General features: G+C 66.7%; 12 protein-coding genes. 8 read left to right on the top strand and 4 right to left on the bottom strand.

What is annotated here, in order from left to right; all coding sequences use genetic code 11:
• The first annotated feature begins 149 nt into the window (after window positions 1-149).
• Window positions 150-2243 (top strand): glycosyl hydrolase family 18 protein, encoded by a 2094-nt coding sequence (locus ICJ04_RS18225; protein ID WP_223202972.1) that lies wholly within the window; start codon window positions 150-152, stop codon window positions 2241-2243.
• Between the two features lie 244 nt (window positions 2244-2487).
• On the opposite strand, the gene ICJ04_RS02700 is transcribed toward ICJ04_RS18225, so the two are convergent.
• A complete protein-coding gene (locus ICJ04_RS02700; protein ID WP_188326028.1) occupies window positions 2488-3261 on the bottom strand; it encodes a thioredoxin fold domain-containing protein in 774 nt (257 codons plus the stop codon).
• Between the two features lie 176 nt (window positions 3262-3437).
• Between ICJ04_RS02700 and ICJ04_RS02695 the strand changes: the two genes are divergently transcribed.
• Window positions 3438-4661: a hypothetical protein gene (locus ICJ04_RS02695; protein WP_188326027.1), complete on the top strand. Its 1224-nt coding sequence runs from the start codon at window positions 3438-3440 to the stop codon at window positions 4659-4661.
• Here ICJ04_RS02695 and xerD read toward each other — a convergent pair.
• Window positions 4658-5635 carry a site-specific tyrosine recombinase XerD gene (gene xerD, locus ICJ04_RS02690; protein WP_188326026.1) on the bottom strand — a complete coding sequence of 326 codons (978 nt, stop codon included), beginning with the start codon at window positions 5633-5635 and terminating at the stop codon, window positions 4658-4660. The two genes, ICJ04_RS02695 and xerD, sit on opposite strands and share 4 nt — an antisense overlap.
• A gap of 57 nt (window positions 5636-5692) precedes the next feature.
• Here xerD and ICJ04_RS02685 point away from each other — a divergent pair, with 57 nt between their 5' ends.
• Entirely contained in the window at window positions 5693-6181 is a 489-nt protein-coding gene (locus ICJ04_RS02685) for an RDD family protein (protein ID WP_188326025.1), read from the top strand.
• Window positions 6182-6305: 124 nt separating this feature from the next.
• Window positions 6306-7430 carry an alpha/beta fold hydrolase gene (locus ICJ04_RS02680; RefSeq protein WP_188326024.1) on the top strand — a complete coding sequence of 375 codons (1125 nt, stop codon included), beginning with the start codon at window positions 6306-6308 and terminating at the stop codon, window positions 7428-7430.
• Between the two features lie 575 nt (window positions 7431-8005).
• On the opposite strand, the gene lptG is transcribed toward ICJ04_RS02680, so the two are convergent.
• Both lptG and lptF read right to left on the bottom strand, forming a co-directional pair.
• The gene (lptG, locus tag ICJ04_RS02675) at window positions 8006-9112 is read right to left on the bottom strand and encodes an LPS export ABC transporter permease LptG (protein ID WP_188326023.1); all 1107 of its coding nucleotides are present in this window, start codon (window positions 9110-9112) and stop codon (window positions 8006-8008) included.
• Complete coding sequence (gene lptF, locus ICJ04_RS02670; RefSeq protein ID WP_188326022.1) at window positions 9109-10191, bottom strand: LPS export ABC transporter permease LptF; 1083 nt, start codon at window positions 10189-10191, stop codon at window positions 9109-9111. The genes lptG and lptF overlap by 4 nt, the downstream gene beginning before the upstream one ends.
• A gap of 103 nt (window positions 10192-10294) precedes the next feature.
• Between lptF and ICJ04_RS02665 the strand changes: the two genes are divergently transcribed.
• The 4 genes from ICJ04_RS02665 to ICJ04_RS02650 all read left to right on the top strand — a co-directional run bounded on the left by ICJ04_RS02665 (window position 10295) and on the right by ICJ04_RS02650 (window position 16130).
• Complete coding sequence (locus tag ICJ04_RS02665) at window positions 10295-11773, top strand: leucyl aminopeptidase (protein WP_188326021.1); 1479 nt, start codon at window positions 10295-10297, stop codon at window positions 11771-11773.
• An 87-nt stretch (window positions 11774-11860) separates the two neighbouring features.
• Entirely contained in the window at window positions 11861-12286 is a 426-nt protein-coding gene (locus tag ICJ04_RS02660) for a DNA polymerase III subunit chi (RefSeq protein ID WP_188326020.1), read from the top strand.
• Between the two features lie 81 nt (window positions 12287-12367).
• Complete coding sequence (locus ICJ04_RS02655; RefSeq protein ID WP_188326019.1) at window positions 12368-15193, top strand: valine--tRNA ligase; 2826 nt, start codon at window positions 12368-12370, stop codon at window positions 15191-15193.
• A 112-nt stretch (window positions 15194-15305) separates the two neighbouring features.
• Window positions 15306-16130, top strand: a complete 825-nt coding sequence (locus ICJ04_RS02650; protein WP_188326018.1) for a DMT family transporter — start codon at window positions 15306-15308, stop codon at window positions 16128-16130.
• The last annotated feature ends 248 nt before the right edge of the window (window positions 16131-16378 follow it).

Raw genomic sequence — 16378 nt, 5'->3', positions numbered from 1 at the left:
ATCGATGACAACGTTGTCTCCACCGCACGCCAACTGACTGCGTCGCGGTGTGTCCGCCCCTCCGCTGCCTGTCCGGTGGCGCCCGGACCTGCGTCACGCGCGGCGCCATCGGGGCCCGCGCGACACCCTGATTCGATCGGAGACCCATCATGCATGACCCGATTGCACGCAGTGCCGCTCGTCCCGCCCGCCCGTTCCACCACCGTCCTGCCTGGCTGCTGGCGTTGGCCATCGGCGGCAGCCTGCCCGCCTTGGCACAGGCCGCCAACTGCACCGGCGTCGGCCAATGGGACCAGGCGAAGATCTACCGCACCGGTGACACCCTGCAGAAGAACGGCGTGCTGTATCAGGCCAGACAGGACATCTGGAACGCACCGCCCGATCATCCGGCCGGGGCGCCGTATTACACCAACCTGGGCGCCTGTACCGGCAGTGGCAGCAACCAGCCCCCCGTGGTCAGCCTGACCTCGCCGTCCAACGGCGCCCTCTTCAGCGCTGGCAGCACGGTGTCGGTCACCGCCAATGCCAGCGATGCCGACGGCAGCATCAGCAAGGTCGAGTTCTTCCGCGGCGGTACCTCGCTGGGCATCGACACCAGCGCGCCCTACAGCGCCAGTTGGACCAACGCCAGCGCCGGCAGCCACACCCTGCGCGCGGTGGCCACCGACAGCGGCAACGCCACGGCCAGCACCGCCACGATCACCATCACCGTCAACGCCGCCAGTGGTGACACCACCGCACCCAGCGTGCCCGGCGGGCTGTCGGTAGGCACCCGCACCGCCAACAGCGTGGCCCTGAGCTGGACCGCCGCCAGCGACAACAGCGGCGGCAGTGGCGTGGCGGGCTACGACGTGTATCGCAATGGCGCCCTGGTGGGCTCGCCCTCCAGCCCGTCCTATGTCGACGGCGGACTGCTGCCTTCCACCGCCTACAGCTACCGCGTGCGGGCGCGTGACAACGCCGGCAATGCGTCGGCCCAGGGCAGTACCGTCAGTGCCACCACCCTTGCCGGCAGCGGCGGCGGTGCAGGCAAGCGGGTCATCGGCTACTTCACCCAGTGGGGTATCTATGGCCGCAATTACCGGGTCAAGAACATCGACGCCAGTGGATCGGCCGCGGGCCTGACCCACATCAACTATGCGTTCGGCAATGTGCGCAACAACCGCTGCGAAGTGGGTGTCACCCAGCCGTCCGATGCCAACACGGGCGCCGGGGGTGACGCCTTTGCCGATTACAGCAAGGCCTTCGCGGCTGGTGAGAGTGTCAGTGGCAGCGCCGACACGTGGGACCAGCCGCTGCGCGGCAACTGGAACCAGCTCAAGCAGCTCAAAGCCAAGCATCCGGGCCTGAAAGCGCTGATCTCGCTCGGCGGCTGGACCTGGTCACGCGGCTTCTCCAGCGCCGCGCGCCCGGAAAACCGCCAAGCCTTCGTGGCCTCGTGCATCGATGCCTACATCCGCGGCAACCTTCCCGTTACCGACGGGGCGGGCGGTGCCGGCGCCGCGCTGGGGGTGTTCGATGGCATCGACATCGACTGGGAATACCCGGTGGCCTGTGGCATCGCCTGCGGCACGCCGGAGGACAACGCCAACTTCACCGCACTGCTGGCCGAATTCCGCCGCCAGCTGGATGCGGTGCGACCTGGCCTGCTGTTGACGGTGGCGGTCGGCGCCGGTATCGACAAGATCCGCGTCACCAATCCGGCGGCGTACCACCCGTACCTGGACTACATCAACGTGATGACCTACGACTTCCACGGCGCGTGGGACCCACGGACCAACCATCACTCCGCGCTGTTCAATGCCGCTGCTGATCCGTCCACCGGCGACCAGCTGCAGTACAACAGCAATGACGCCATCGAAGCGTTCCTGGCCCGCGGTGTGCCCGCCTCCAAGCTCAATCTGGGCATCGGCTTCTACGGTCGTGGCTGGAACGGCGTAGGTGGCGGCAACAACGGCATGTACCAGACCGCATCCGGGGCAGCGGCGGGCACCTACGAGGCCGGCATCGAAGACTGGAAGGTGCTCAAGAACCTCGGCTGGCCGACCTACACCGACACCGCAGCAGGCGCCACCTGGGCATACAACGGCAGCACGTTGTGGAGCTATGACACCCCGGCCAACGTGACCCGCAAGATGACCTATGTCAAAGCCCAGGGACTGGGCGGCGCATTCTTCTGGGAGTTCAGCGGCGACGATGCGCAGGGCACCTTGTCGCGCAGCATCAGTGATGGCCTGAAGTAACGAGCATCAGCGCTCCCCGGCCAATGCCGGGGAGCGTTCCCGTCGGTCGCGTCGCTTCGGGTTGCTTCGGGGGTAGAGCCGACTTCAGTCGGCTGCCTTATGTACCGCGCGCCGCAGACATTCCGCCGAGCACGGCTCGGCGCTACCACTGCACCCACATCCCCGGTAGAGCCGACGGTAGAGCCGACTTCAGTCGGCTGGACTGATGATCGATTCCCGGCGGCGCGCCCGCGTACGCGCGAAGTCAGCGCGCGCGGCGATCCAGCGCAGCCTTCAGCTGTGCCGGGGGCAGGTAGCCACCCAACTGCGAACCGTCGGCGGCAAAGATCGCCGGCGTGCCGTTGACGCCCAGTTGCTGACCCAGCGCGTACTGCATCGCCACCGGATTGGTGCAGTTCTTCGCCGTCACCGGCTTGCCCTGTTTGGCGTCGGTCAACGCCTTGCGGCGATCGCTCGCGCACCAGACCGAGATCATGTCGGTGTAATCCTTGCTGCCCAGCCCCATCCGCGGGAAGGCAAGGTATTCCACGGTGATGCCGTTGCGGTTGAGCTCGGCGATATCCTGGTGCAGCTTGCGGCAGTAACCGCACTCGATATCCGTAAACACGGTGATGGTGTGCTTGGCATTGGGCGCAGCAAACACGATCCGGTCACCGTGGTTGGCCTTCTCCAGCAAGCCACGGCGATAGGCCAGCAAGCCTTCACTGTTGACCAACGCCTTGGCCTGGATGTCGTACGGCTGCGACTGCATCAGATACTTGCCGTCATCGGACACATACATCACCTGGCCGGACACGACGACTTCGCGGAAGCCGGGGAACGGCGCAGCGCCGACATAATCGGGCTTGAAGTTGGGGTCCAGCTGGACCAAGGCAGCGCGCACGTTCTGCTCCGCGCCCCCCCGCGCCGGCGCGGCGGCTGATGTCGCAACGGGCTTGCTGGCGGCAGGTGCGGCAGGCTGCGCACAGGCAGACAGGCTGAGCGTGCCGAGCAGGACGGCAGTAAGGACTCGGAACATCGAAAGGCCCGCAGGATAAGTAGGATCCCGATTCTCGCACAGGCGCCCTGAGCAGGCGCATCACCGTAACGCCGCGGCAGGAAACGACAGTCTGCTGGCCTTGAGCGATTGATGGAAGCAATCATGCATCCGTAACCGCAACGTCCAGTTGAACGCGCAACGTGGGGGAGCCCGACATGCACATCGTTTCCCAGCTCGGCCTGATGTTCCGGGCAAGTGTCCTCAACCAGCTCAGTGCGAAAGTACGACTTGTCCGCAAGGAATATTCAGATGCCCGCCTCACTGCAGCATTGCGCAGTATCAATAATCGCGAGACGCGCTTGGCCGACCGCGTCAGATCGGGTCGCATGACGCTTGACCAGTTCGAGAACAAAGCCCGGCAGCTGGCTCCCTACAAAGTGATGCTCGATGAGGCAACCCATCCCGTTGACCATCGCAGCACGTCGATCGCATCCCAACCGGTGGAGACCGTCACGGCCTTCCGCGGCGTACTGATCCGCACCCAGTGCACGCTGCAGGCCGATGCATTCGTCGACCCCGCAGTCAAACAACAGCTGACCGCCATGCTGGATCCAACCAATCTGCGCAGAGAGGCGCGCCAACAGTTGGCGAATGCCTTCTGGGCAGGCCATCTCGATGAGACGGCGCTACGCAGGCAAGTGAACGCACAGGCGCGGAACGAGGCCAGCGAGGTGAATGCCGAACAAGACATACGCGAGCAGAAAGCGCGAGAGGCGACGAAGGACATCCTCGCGTACATTGCCGGACGCCAGCCCGCGTCGGCCGATGCACAGACCGCTGCGTTGTCCATCATCCTGAGCCGCTTCGGACCCCCGCCCGCGGGTGATGCGAGAGCCCCGACACCGACACCGACACCGAGCATCAATGGGTCGATGGGGGAGCGGGAAGGCAGTGACCACATCGTCCCAGCCTCATGGACGTGGATCGCCACCGCGTTCTGGCAGCGAGCATGGCCGAACTTCGGCGAGTTCCGGGCCGCATTCCTCAGCGCGCGGGACGAGGCGATCGATCCGGGCACGGCGGACCCCTCCCCTGCGCAGACCCGCTGCCTGCGCACCTTCGAGCTGGTCGAGTTCATCCGCGCCCACCCCCACAAATCACCCCATTCCGGTTGGCAGGCAACGCCCTCTGTGCTGGACACCTTCGCGGACAGCCTGGAAAGCGAAGCGATAGACAGCGTGCTCGTCGAGCGCGGCGTCGCCCCTGCGGCTCTGGCGGCTGCCGGGTCGCAGGCCCAGCTGCTACGCTCCGAAGATTCCGGATATGGATCGCCGGCCCCCGATCATCTCCGTCGGGGCACAGAGCCGTTGAACCCGGCTACCGGCGATTCAGACCAGTGGTCCGATGGCGATGACGATGACCGCCCCGCCTCCCTTTAACCGCGTGGATGGTGTTTCGCGTGCAGCTTCTGCAGGTGCTCGCGTGCCACCAGCGTGTAGATCTGCGTGGTCGACAGCGAACTGTGGCCAAGCAGCATCTGCAAAGCGCGCAGATCAGCGCCATGGTTGAGCAGATGGGTGGCGAAGCTGTGGCGCAGGCCATGCGGGCTGATGCGTGCCGTATCGATACCGGCCACCGCCGCGTACCGCTTCACCAGATGCCAGAAGGCCTGGCGGCTCAGCGGCCGCAGGCTGGGCTCGATGAACAGCGGGACCTGGCCGCTGTCATCGGCCGGCACCGCACGCGTGTTGGCCAACTGGGGTCGCGCCTCTTTGAGATAACGTTCCAGCCAATGCTGTGACTCTTCGCCCAGTGGCACCAGACGCTCTTTGCTGCCCTTGCCGGTGACACGCAGCACGCCTTGTCGCAGGTTCACCGCCACCGCCGGCAGGCCCACCAGTTCGCTCACGCGCAGGCCGGCGGCATACATCAGTTCCAGCATGGCGCGGTCACGCAGACCGCGCGTGTCCTCCACGTCCGGCGCAGCCAGCAGCGCCTCGATCTGGCTTTCCGCCAGCGCCTTGGGCAACAGGCGCGGCAGCTTCGGCGGATCCAGCAGCGCGGTGGGATCGTCACTGCGCAGCCCCCGGCGCACCGCATCGGCGAAGAAGGCACGCAGTGCGGAAAGCAGGCGGGCGTTGCTGCGCGGTGACCAGCCATGACGCGTACGCCAAGCTAGATAGTCGAACAGCCCAGCGCGATCGGCGGTCGCCAGGCTGCCTGCACGACCGACCCGCCATCGCGCCAGCCCCTCAAGGTCACGCCGGTAGCTGTCGACGCTGGCGCGGGCCAAGCCGTGTTCGGCCCATGCGGCATCCAGGAAGCGGGTGATCGCCGCGGCATCGGCGGCATCGAGTTCGGGCAGTGCCTGTACCAGTTGGCGGCGTTCTGCGGGCGTGGTGGCAACGGACATGCGGCGAGCATACGCGGCACGCAGCATGCGCCACCAGCATTGCGTATGCTTCGGCGCATGCCTGGACTGCATGATGCACCCGCCGCCGTATCGCCCCGACCCGCCTCGCTGCTGGGTTGGCGCCTGCTGTCGTTGCTGTACGACCTGTTTCCCGCATTGGCGCTGTGGATGCTGGCGGGTTCGGTGTTCGTGATCGCCTACACCGTGATGGGCCACACCGCGCGCGATAACATCGCACCGTTCAGCAGTTGGCAGTGGGCGTTGTGGGCGTGCTGCTGGGTCCTGACCGGTCTGTATGCCAGCGGCAGCTGGCGCAGGGGCGGGCAGACGCTGGGGATGCGTCCGTGGCGGCTCACGGTGGTGATGGCCGACGGCAGTCGCCCCACCCGGCGTGCCGCTTGGCTGCGCTACAGCGTGGGCACGCTGTCTCTGCTGGCCGCCGGCCTGGGCTTCTGGTGGGCGCTGGTCGACCGTGACCGTCTGGCGTGGCACGACCGCGCCAGCGGCACCCGTCTTGCCCGCTTGCCCCGCCCCGATCGCCGCTGACGCCTCTCCGACGGCGCGTGTCTGAACCGATGCCGCACTGTCATCAACACGTCATCGAACCACGGTAGATCGAGCGCGCCCTGCGCCGGTAGCCTGCGCGGCCAACTTCCTGACGAACCCGACCATGATGCGGCTGCTGCTGGCCTGCGCGTGCCTGTGGCTGGCCGCCTGCTCCCCCTCCTCTTCCACCTCGCTCAGCGAGCGCCTGGTATCGCCGGGCGGCGCCTCGCCGCTGCTTGACCAGGCCCACATCGCCGCCACCATCGCCACCCTGCCCAACCGCAGCGGCAAGGTCACCAGCCGCGCCGGTGTGCCGATCTTCTGGCGCGCCTTCGATGCGGGCGATTACGGCCTGCACTACCGGTATGCACGCCCCCGCCACGAAGGGGGCCAGCCAATGGACATGGACCTGCGCCTTGCGCCCACGGGCCGCTTCCAAGCACAGCCGCCGCGCGGCACCGTCGTGCTGCTGCATGGCTGGATGATGAGCGGCGATGCCATGCTGCCGTGGTCGTTGCAGCTGGCGCAGTCCGGCTATCGGGTGGTGACCATCGACCTGCGTAACCACGGTCACTCGGGCAATGGACCGGCGGGCTACGGGACCGTCGAATCAGACGAAGTGGTCGATGTGATCCACGCCCTGCGCGCCAGCGGCGAGGTGCAGGGCCCGCTGTACCTGTTCGGCGTGTCCTACGGCGCGGCGACCGCGCTGTTTACCGCAGAAAAGCTCGGCTCCGAGGTGCAGGGCGTGGTGGCCATGGAGTCCTTCGCCAACGCCGGGGATGCCATCCGCAGCATGATCCCGCACCTGCTGGCGAGCCAGCCGACGGGGTGGCAGGCACAGGCGGTGGCCGCCTACGCACGCTGGCGTTATGCCGACCAGAACATGGACGAGGTGATCGCTGCCGCCAACCGCCGATTGGGCGTGAACCTGGACCGCGTGGATGTCAGCCGCGCGGTAGCCCGCAGCCAAGCCTGTGTATTGCTGCTGCACGGTGACGACGACCAGCACATCCCGGTCAGCCAGGGCCGTCGCTTGGCGCAGGCCAGTCCACGGGCGCATTACATCGAGATGCGCGGCGAAGACCACATCACCCTGCCGATGCGCATCGACCTGCTGGGTGGCGTCGTGAACGACTGGATGGCCCGCGATGCGGGCGGCCCGGCGGGACTGTGCCCCGCCCCGCGTCTGCCGATGGAGGCGAATTTCATGGCGCTGGCGCAGGGCGGTAGTGGGTCGAACGGGTGAGACCCCCTCGCGGTGGGCTGCTTCAAGGCTACGTGCTTGGGGCCGGGCGGTGAGGCTGGTCGGGGGACGGCAAAAGCTGCTCCTGCGTGCCTCGTTTCGCGCCATCCATGGCACGGGTCCACGCCATCGCATTCGCGCTGTCGCTCCCACACTTTGCTTCGCAAACCGTGGGCCCCGTCTCACCAGCACCCACACCCCGCCGCTTCGCGGCCGCCCCTGACTCAGGGGCTCCCTCCACCCGACGGGTTATCGCCATCTGTAGCGCCGAGCCGTGCTCGGCGGAATGTTCCCGCCAACGGCCCGCTGCGCTCGCCGACCGTGGGTCGGCGCTACCGATGTCCGCATGCGCGACGACTCCATGACCACCATGGACCTGTCGAAGGTGGGGCGGGGTGGGTTGGCGGGGGCGTTGAGCGCCATGGATGGCGCGAAACGAGGCCCGCATGGATGCAGCCCTTGCCGTCCCCCGCCAACCTACCCCGCCCCGCCAACAAGCAGCCGCGCAGCTGTTGCTGTTGCCGTTGCAGTTGCAGTTGCTTCGGCAGGTACCGGGCGCAGCCCGGTAAAACCCAACCTCAACCCGACTTGCGCCGGAACAGCATCGCGGAAATACCCAGCATCAGGATCGGTGGCAACGCGTAGGCCACCCGGTAATCAAACTTCAGCGCGCCGGCCATGCGGCCGAAGAACAGCTGCAGCAGCCAGAAACCCAAAGCGAACAGGATCCCCAGGAACAACCGCTTGCCCATGCCACCGCTGCGCAGCGAACCGAACGCAAACGGTACAGCGGCCAGACACAGCGCCAGCACGTTCACCGGATAGAACCAGCGGCTCCAGTACACATCCTCGTAATCCCGCGCATCCAGCCCGTTGCGTTCCCGGTACTCGATGCTGGTACGCAGGTCGGCCGCGCGCAGGTTGCGCGGACGCGAAATGCCGGTCGCCAGTGCGGCGGCATCCAACTGCGAATCCCACTTCTCCCGCGGCACTTCTTCGCGCTGCAATGATCGATCACCGAAGACATCGCGGCGTACCTGGGTCAGTACCCAACCGGAGGCATCATGCTCGGCCGTGGCCGCATGGGTCAGCGACACGATCTCGCCTTGCGGACCGATGCGGTACATACGGACGTCGTGCAGCACCAACCGCGTGCCACCGCCCTCGACCAGTTGCTCCTCGCCGCCCTGCGCGTTGAGGAACGTGTCGCCCTCCCGCGCCCAGACGCCGGCGTAGCGGGCAACCGACATGTCACCGCCACGCTTGGTACTCAGGCGGATGTTGTCCGCACGCTCCTGCGCCCACGGTGCCAGCGTCTCGCCACTGAGCACCATCGCACCGGTGAGCAGCGACAAGGCCACCGCGACCGACAGGCTGAGACGACGACGCGACAGGCCGAGCGCCCGTAGAGCGGTCAACTCGGACGTGGCGGCCAGCTGGCCCAGCCCCATCAGCGAGCCGATCACCGCAGCGGTCGGGAAGAACGTATAGGCGCGCCGCGGCACGGTATACAGCACCCACGCGGCGGCATGGCCCAGGGTGTAGCCGTTCTTGCCGACGTCCTTGAACTCGCCGGAGAACGCCATCACCACGTCCAGCCCTATCAGCACCGCCCAGGTAAGCAGCACGGTGCCGAACACCGCACGCCCCAGGTAATAATCGAAACGCATCGGGCGCGGGATCATGCGGACACTCTCTTCGGGCGTGACAGGCGTCCGTCACGCAGGTACATCCAGATCGCCAGCGCCAGCAGCGGCAGGGTCAGCCACCACAGGCCAAGCCCATTGGGAATCTTGCCATCGGCTATCCAGCCGGTGCCGATGAACATCAGGTTCATGCCCACCATGTAGGCCAGGAACGCCAGCATCATCCGGCCGTAGCGCTGCTGCCGCGGTGAGCTGCGGGCCAGCGGCACGGTCATCAGCGCGAACGCCAGCGCGATCAGCGGCGGGGCAATGCGCGAGTGCAGCTGGGCCTTGGCGGCCGGCCGCTCATCGCCGATCAGCTGGCTGGTCGGCAACAGTTCGGGATCATTCGACTGGCGGGTCTGCGCGCCATCGGGCATGGCCACGTCGTTGCGGGCGAACGTAGCCAGCCGGTATCCCTTGCCTCCGTCGGCGGGCCCCTCGATCTGATGACCGTCGTTCAGCTGCAGGTAGCGCCGCTCCTTGCCTTCGAAGTACAGCCGACCACTCGCGGCCGACACGACTTCAACCCGGCCCTCACGGGCGCGGTTGATGAACACCCGCCCCAGCGTGGTGCCGTCGGGCGAGATCGAGGACAGGTACACCACCCCGCCGTTGGACAGGTTGGTGAAGCGGCCCGCCTCCAGCCCGGCCATCAGCACGCTGCGGTTGGCGTCATCGATCATCTGCTCGCCGGTACGGTCGGCCCAGGGGCCCAGCCACAACGAACAGGCGCCGATGATGCCCACCACCGGCAGCACCAGCATCAGCAGGGGCTTCAGCAGCCGCGGCGGGCCGACGCCGATGGCGGTGATGACAGCCATCTCCGAATCGCGGTACAGCCGGGCCACCGCCAGCAGCAGGCCCAGCATCAGCGCAAGCGGCAGGATCAGCGGCATGTAGACGATGAACTGCAGGCCCAGCTGGGAAAACAGCAGGCGGGCCGGCAGGCGGCCATCGGCGATGTTGCCGAGGATATCCACCAGTACACCGCCCACGCTGACAACCAGCAGGACGATCAGGGTGGCCAGGAAACTCTGGACGAAATCGCCCAATAGGTATCGGTCGAGCTTCAACATGGGCCGTGGTTTAAACTCTCAGGTTCGTTCGCGGGTCCGCCCAGTCTAACGGCTGGACGTAAACGGTCCGCGATTGTACGGATTTGCCTACGGAATCTGATCAATGGCCCTCGAATTCACCCTGAACCACTCCTCGCCCACCTCCGCTGCGGTGGACTGCGTGGTCATCGGCGCCTATGCCGACCATACCCTGTCGCCCGCCGCACAGGCGCTGGACGCTGCCAGTGGCGGTCGCCTGGCAGCCCTTGCCCAGCGCGGTGACCTGTCCGGCAAGACCGGCGCCACCACCCTGCTGCACGACCTGCCGGGCGTCACTGCGCCGCGCGTGCTGGTGGTCGGCCTCGGCGAGGCGGCCCGCTTCGGCGTGCCGCAGTACCTGAAGGCCATCGGCGACGCGGTGCGCGCGCTGAAGACCGGCGCCAGCCGCAGTGCGCTGTTCACCCTGGTCGATCTGCCGGTGAAAGACCGCGACGCCGCGTGGGCGATCCGCCAGGCCATCATCGCGGCTGATCACGCCAGCTACCGCTATACCGCCACCTTCGGCAAGAAGAAGGCCGAAGAGGCCGGCCTGCAGCAGTTGGCCATCGCCGGCAGCGACGAAACCGCCCTGCTGCAGGGCCGTGCCATCGCCAGCGGCGTGGAGTTCGCCCGTGAGCTGGGCAACCTGCCGCCGAACTTCTGCAACCCGGCCCATCTGGCTGACGTGGCCGTGAAGTTCGCGGGTGAGCACGACGGTGCCGAGGCCGAGATCCTGGACGAGACGCAGATGGAAGCGCTCGGCATGGGCTCGCTGCTGGCCGTGGCACGCGGCTCGGCCAACCGGCCCAGGCTGGTAGTGCTGAAGTGGAACAACGGCGGCGATGCCAAGCCCTACGTGTTGGTCGGCAAGGGCATCACCTTCGATACCGGTGGCGTCAACCTGAAGACCCAGGGCGGCATCGAAGAAATGAAGTTCGACATGTGCGGTGGCGCCAACGTCATCGGCACCTTCGTGGCCACGGTGAAGGCGCAGCTGCCGCTGAACCTGGTGGTGGTGGTGCCGGCGGTCGAAAACGCCATCGACGGCAACGCCTACCGCCCGTCCGACGTCATCACCTCGATGTCGGGCAAGACCATCGAAGTCGGCAACACTGACGCCGAAGGTCGCCTGATCCTGTGCGACGCGCTGACCTACGCGCAGCGCTTCGAGCCGCAGGCCCTGGTCGATGTGGCCACCCTGACCGGTGCCTGCCTGGTCGCCCTGGGCCATCAGACCGCTGGCCTGATGACCAAGCACGACGACCTGGCCAACGAGCTGCTGGCCGCCGGTGAGCATGTATTCGACCGCGCCTGGCGCCTGCCGTTGTGGGATGAATACCAGCCGATGCTGGATTCCAGCTTTGCCGACGTCTACAACATTGGCGGTCGCTGGGCCGGTGCGATCACCGCTGGTTGCTTCCTGGCACGCTTTACCGAAGGCCAGCGCTGGGCCCACCTGGACATCGCCGGCGTCGCCAGCGATGAAGGCAAGCGCGGCATGGCTACCGGCCGCCCGGTCGGCCTGCTGAGCCAGTGGCTGCTGGACCAGGCGGCCCGCGCCTGATCCACTGTTGTCTCTGTGGCCGGCCCTGTGCCGGCCATGACATCGCCCGGCCCGTGCCGGGCCTTCGCCTGCCACCCGGATGCCGCCATGCCCCGCGCTGATTTCTACCTGATCGCCAAGCCCCGCTTCCTGACCGAGCCCCTGCGCCTGGTCTGCGAGCTGGCGCGCAAGGCCAACGACGCCGGGCTGTTCACCCTGGTACTGGCGCGTGACCAGGCCCAGGCCGAAGAACTGGACGAGCTGCTGTGGTCCTTCGATGCGGAGGCCTACATCCCGCACCAGATCGCCGGCGAAGACATGGACGAAGAAGAAGCGCTGGTGCTGATCGCCGTGCCCGGTGGCGAAGAGCCGGTGCGCCCGCTGGTGATCAACCTGCGCGATACGCCGTGGATGGGCGAATGCGACCGGGTGCTGGAAGTGGTTCCGGCCGATCCGGACGCGCGTGAGCCCCTGCGCGAGCGCTGGCGGCAGTACAAGGACGCCGGTTACGAGCTGTCCAAGCACGATATGTAAACCGGGCACCGGCCCGGCGCTGCCCTTGATGCGCCGGCCGCTCGCCCTGATCCTCCCCCGAACATCTTCTGGTTGCCCCGCATGACCCGACTCGACTCCAGCTACGACCCGACGTCCTTTGAGAAGGACACCTACGATGCCTGGGAAAAGGCTGGCCACTTCAAGCCGTCGGGCAAGGGCGAGCCGTACACCATCCTGTTGCCGCCGCCGAACGTCACCGGCACGCTGCACATGGGCCACGCCTTCCAGCAGACCCTGATGGATGCCCTGGTGCGCTACCACCGCATGCGCGGCTACGACACGCTGTGGCAGGTGGGTACCGACCATGCGGGCATCGCCACCGAAATGGTGGTCAGCCGCAACCTGGCGCAGGAAGGCAAGGGGGAAACACGTGACTCGCTGGGTCGCGAAGGCTTCATCGGCAAGGTGTGGGAATGGAAGCAGCAGTCCGGTGACACCATCGAACGGCAGATGCGCCGCCTGGGCACGTCCGCCGACTGGTCGCGCAGCACCTTCACCATGGACCCGCAGCCGTCGCAGGCGGTGATCGAAGCCTTCGTGCGCTGGCACGAACAGGGACTGATCTACCGCGGACAGCGTCTGGTCAACTGGGATCCGGTGCTGAAGACCGCCATCTCCGATCTCGAAGTGGAGAGCGCCGAGGAAGACGGCTTCCTCTGGTCGATCGCCTACAAGCTCGACGACGGGCTGACCTACGAGCACGTCGAACACGATGCCGATGGCGTCGAAACCCTGCGCGAGACCCGTGATTACCTGGTGGTCGCCACCACGCGCCCGGAAACGCTGCTGGGCGACACCGCGGTGATGGTGCACCCCGAAGATGCGCGCTACCTGCACCTGATCGGTCGCAGCGTCACCCTGCCGCTGACCGGCCGCAGCGTGCCGGTGATCGGCGATGACTACGTGGACCGCGCGTTCGGTACCGGCGTGGTCAAGGTCACGCCGGCGCACGATTTCAACGATTACCAGGTCGGCCTGCGCCATAACCTGCCGATGATCAATCTGTTCACCCCGGTGGCCGCGATCAACGAGAACGCACCGGAACGCTTCCGCGGTCTGGATCGCTACGACGCGCGCAAGGCCGTGCTGGGCGAACTGGAAGACCTGGCGATCCTGGTCGAGACCAAGGCGCACAAACTGCAGGTACCGCGTGGCGACCGCACCAACCAGGTGATCGAGCCGTACCTGACCGACCAGTGGTTCGTGAAGATGGACGAACTGGCGCGGCGTGGTCTGGAGCTTGTGGAGAGCGGTGCCATCGGCTTCGTGCCGCCGAACTGGATCAACACCTACCGCCACTGGATGACCAACATCCAGGACTGGTGCATCAGCCGCCAGCTCTGGTGGGGCCACCGCATCCCGGCGTGGTTCGACGACGCCGGCGCCTGCTACGTGGGCCGCGATGAAGCCGAAGTGCGTGCGGCGAACGGGCTGGGCGCCGACGTGGCGCTGCACCAGGAAAGCGATGTACTGGAGACCTGGTTCTCCTCGCAGCTTTGGCCATTCTCCACGCTGGGCTGGCCGAACGAACAGGCGATGGCCGAGCGCGGCTTTGACCGCTACCTGCCGTCGTCGGTGCTGGTCACCGGCTTCGACATCATCTTCTTCTGGGTGGCCCGCATGATCATGGCCACCGACAACCTGACCGGCAAAGTGCCGTTCAAGGACGTCTACTTCACCGGCCTGATCCGCGACGGCCAGGGCCAGAAGATGTCCAAGTCCAAGGGCAACGTGCTGGACCCGCTGGACATCATCGACGGCATTTCCATCGACGACCTGGTGGCCAAGCGCACCGGTGGCCTGATGCAGCCGAAGATGATCGAGAAGATCGGCAAGGCCACGCGCAAGGAATTCCCGGAGGGCATCGCCGCTCACGGCGCCGATGCACTGCGCTTCACCATCGCCGCGTTGGCGACCCACGGCCGCGACATCAAGTTCGACATGAACCGTGCCGAGGGCTACAAGAACTTCTGCAACAAGCTGTGGAACGCCAGCCGCTTCGCCCTGATGAACACCGAAGGCGCCTCGTTCTCCGGTGCGCCCAAGCCGCGCACCGACGCCGAGCGCTGGATCCTCGCGCGGTTGGCCGCCACCACCGCAGAAGCGCATGGGCACTTCGCGGCCTATCGTTTCGATCTGCTGGCGCAGTGCCTGTACGAGTTCGCGTGGAATGAATTCTGCGATTGGTTCCTGGAGCTGAGCAAGCCGGCATTGAATGGTGCCGACATAGCGGATGCAGACAGCACCCGCCACACCGTGCTGTACGTACTGGAAGCGCTGCTGCGCCTGCTGCACCCGTTGACGCCGTTCATCACCGAACAGCTGTGGCAGCAGGTCGCGCCGCGCCTGGGCATCGCCGGGGATTCGTTGTCCCTGCGCCCCTACCCCACGGCGGATGAGTTCGCGGGTGATTTCGCCCAGGCCGAGGCCGACGTGGAATGGCTGAAGGCCGTGATCAGCGCCGTGCGCCGCGTGCGCAGCGAGCTCAATGTCGCACCGTCGAAGCTGGTACCGCTGCGGCTGCAGGCCGGGCTGGAACAGGACCGCGTGCGCATCGAACGTTTCGCCGCGTCGCTGTCCTTCCTGCTGAAACTGGAGACCATCCAGTGGCTGGCTGCCGATGAATCGGCCCCGCCTGCAGCGGCGGCCATCGTCGGCGAGCTGAAGCTGCTGGTGCCGTTGGAAGGTCTGGTGGACCTGGATGCGGAGCGCGCGCGCCTGGACAAGGAGCTTGTGCGCGTGCAGGCCGAGAAGGAAAAGAGCGAAGTGAAGCTGTCGAAGTTCACCGACAAGGTGCCCGCTGCCGTGGTCGAGCAGGAGCGTGTGCGCCTGGTCGAATGGACCACCCAGCTGGCCGGATTGCAGGAGCAGCGCGCCAAGCTGTAAGGCGCTGGCGGTGGTGACGGCCGCTGGCCGTCACGCTCTTCGGGCGGACCGCTGCGCTCGCCGAGCATGGCTCGGCGCTACCGATATGACATGGCATGGCATCATCCCGACGATGCCACTCTCCACTTTCCTGCTGGTACTGGTCGCCGCCGCCCTCCACGCCAGCTGGAACGCCATCGTCAAACGCGGGCCCGACAAACAGCTCGGCACCGTAGTGATCACCGCCAGCGCCGCGCTGCTGTCGGCGGTCGTGTTGCCCTTCCTGCCACTACCAGATGCACGCAGCTGGCCGTGGCTCGCAGCTTCGGTTGCCCTGCAGGTCGCCTACTACGCCTTGGTTGCCCGCTGCTACCAGCAGGTCGACATGAGTGTGGCCTATCCGCTCATGCGCGGCTGTGCGCCGATCCTCGTGGCCATGGCGGCTCTTGTTCACGGCGAGCAACTGCCGCTATCGGCGTGGAGTGGCATCGTGCTGGTCAGCATCGGCATCCTCGGCATGGCGCTGGGAACCCACAGGGCGCATTGGGGACTGCCGCTGCTGACTGCCTGCATGATCGCGACCTACACGCTGGTCGACGCCCACGGTGCACGTCTGTCCGGCAATGCGCTCAGCTATACCCTGTGGCTGTTCCTGTTGTCAGGCCTGCCACTGACCATGCGCGCGCTCATGCAGCGGCGTGACGCGTTGCGTGCACATGTATGCGCGCATTGGCGGCTGGGCTTGATCGGTGGCATCGGCACGACGACGTCATATGCCATCGCACTATGGGCCATGACCCAGGCGCCGGTCGCGATGGTCTCGGCGTTGCGCGAAACTTCGATCCTGTTCGCGCTGCTGATCTCTGCGTTTCTTCTGGGCGAACGCGTACCGCGCGGACGATGGATAGCAGGTGGGGTGATCGTCGCCGGCGTGATCCTGCTGCGGGTCCCGTCCTGAAGGAATCCGGGATCAGCGGGTGACGAACATCATCCGGCGGGTGACCGCCGCTGGCCGTCACGGGCTTCGGTGGACCGCTGCGCTCGCCGAGCATGGCTCGGCGCTACTGGCGACCGCGCGCGTGCCGTGGGTGGGGGGTAACGGCTGGGTGCGGCGCGGGTACCGTGTCGGATGGACGACGGCGGGTTCGGCGCGGCGATTGACCGTGGTAGAGCCGACTTCAGTCGGCTGGTAGTCAACGTCAGCCG

It is taken from the genome of Stenotrophomonas sp. 169 (genome assembly GCF_014621775.1).
GTDB lineage: Bacteria > Pseudomonadota > Gammaproteobacteria > Xanthomonadales > Xanthomonadaceae > Stenotrophomonas.
The sequence above is the reverse complement of the archived record's forward strand: the minus strand, read 5'-3'. Positions and strand labels throughout refer to the sequence as shown.

Coding starts and splice junctions, on each gene's coding strand:
- ICJ04_RS18225 (WP_223202972.1), top strand. CDS start 150: ATGCATGACCCGATTGCACGCAGTGCCGCTCGTCCCGCCCGCCCGTTC.
- ICJ04_RS02700 (WP_188326028.1), bottom strand. CDS start 3,261: ATGTTCCGAGTCCTTACTGCCGTCCTGCTCGGCACGCTCAGCCTGTCT.
- ICJ04_RS02695 (WP_188326027.1), top strand. CDS start 3,438: ATGCACATCGTTTCCCAGCTCGGCCTGATGTTCCGGGCAAGTGTCCTC.
- xerD (WP_188326026.1), bottom strand. CDS start 5,635: ATGTCCGTTGCCACCACGCCCGCAGAACGCCGCCAACTGGTACAGGCA.
- ICJ04_RS02685 (WP_188326025.1), top strand. CDS start 5,693: ATGCCTGGACTGCATGATGCACCCGCCGCCGTATCGCCCCGACCCGCC.
- ICJ04_RS02680 (WP_188326024.1), top strand. CDS start 6,306: ATGATGCGGCTGCTGCTGGCCTGCGCGTGCCTGTGGCTGGCCGCCTGC.
- lptG (WP_188326023.1), bottom strand. CDS start 9,112: ATGATCCCGCGCCCGATGCGTTTCGATTATTACCTGGGGCGTGCGGTG.
- lptF (WP_188326022.1), bottom strand. CDS start 10,191: ATGTTGAAGCTCGACCGATACCTATTGGGCGATTTCGTCCAGAGTTTC.
- ICJ04_RS02665 (WP_188326021.1), top strand. CDS start 10,295: ATGGCCCTCGAATTCACCCTGAACCACTCCTCGCCCACCTCCGCTGCG.
- ICJ04_RS02660 (WP_188326020.1), top strand. CDS start 11,861: ATGCCCCGCGCTGATTTCTACCTGATCGCCAAGCCCCGCTTCCTGACC.
- ICJ04_RS02655 (WP_188326019.1), top strand. CDS start 12,368: ATGACCCGACTCGACTCCAGCTACGACCCGACGTCCTTTGAGAAGGAC.
- ICJ04_RS02650 (WP_188326018.1), top strand. CDS start 15,306: ATGCCACTCTCCACTTTCCTGCTGGTACTGGTCGCCGCCGCCCTCCAC.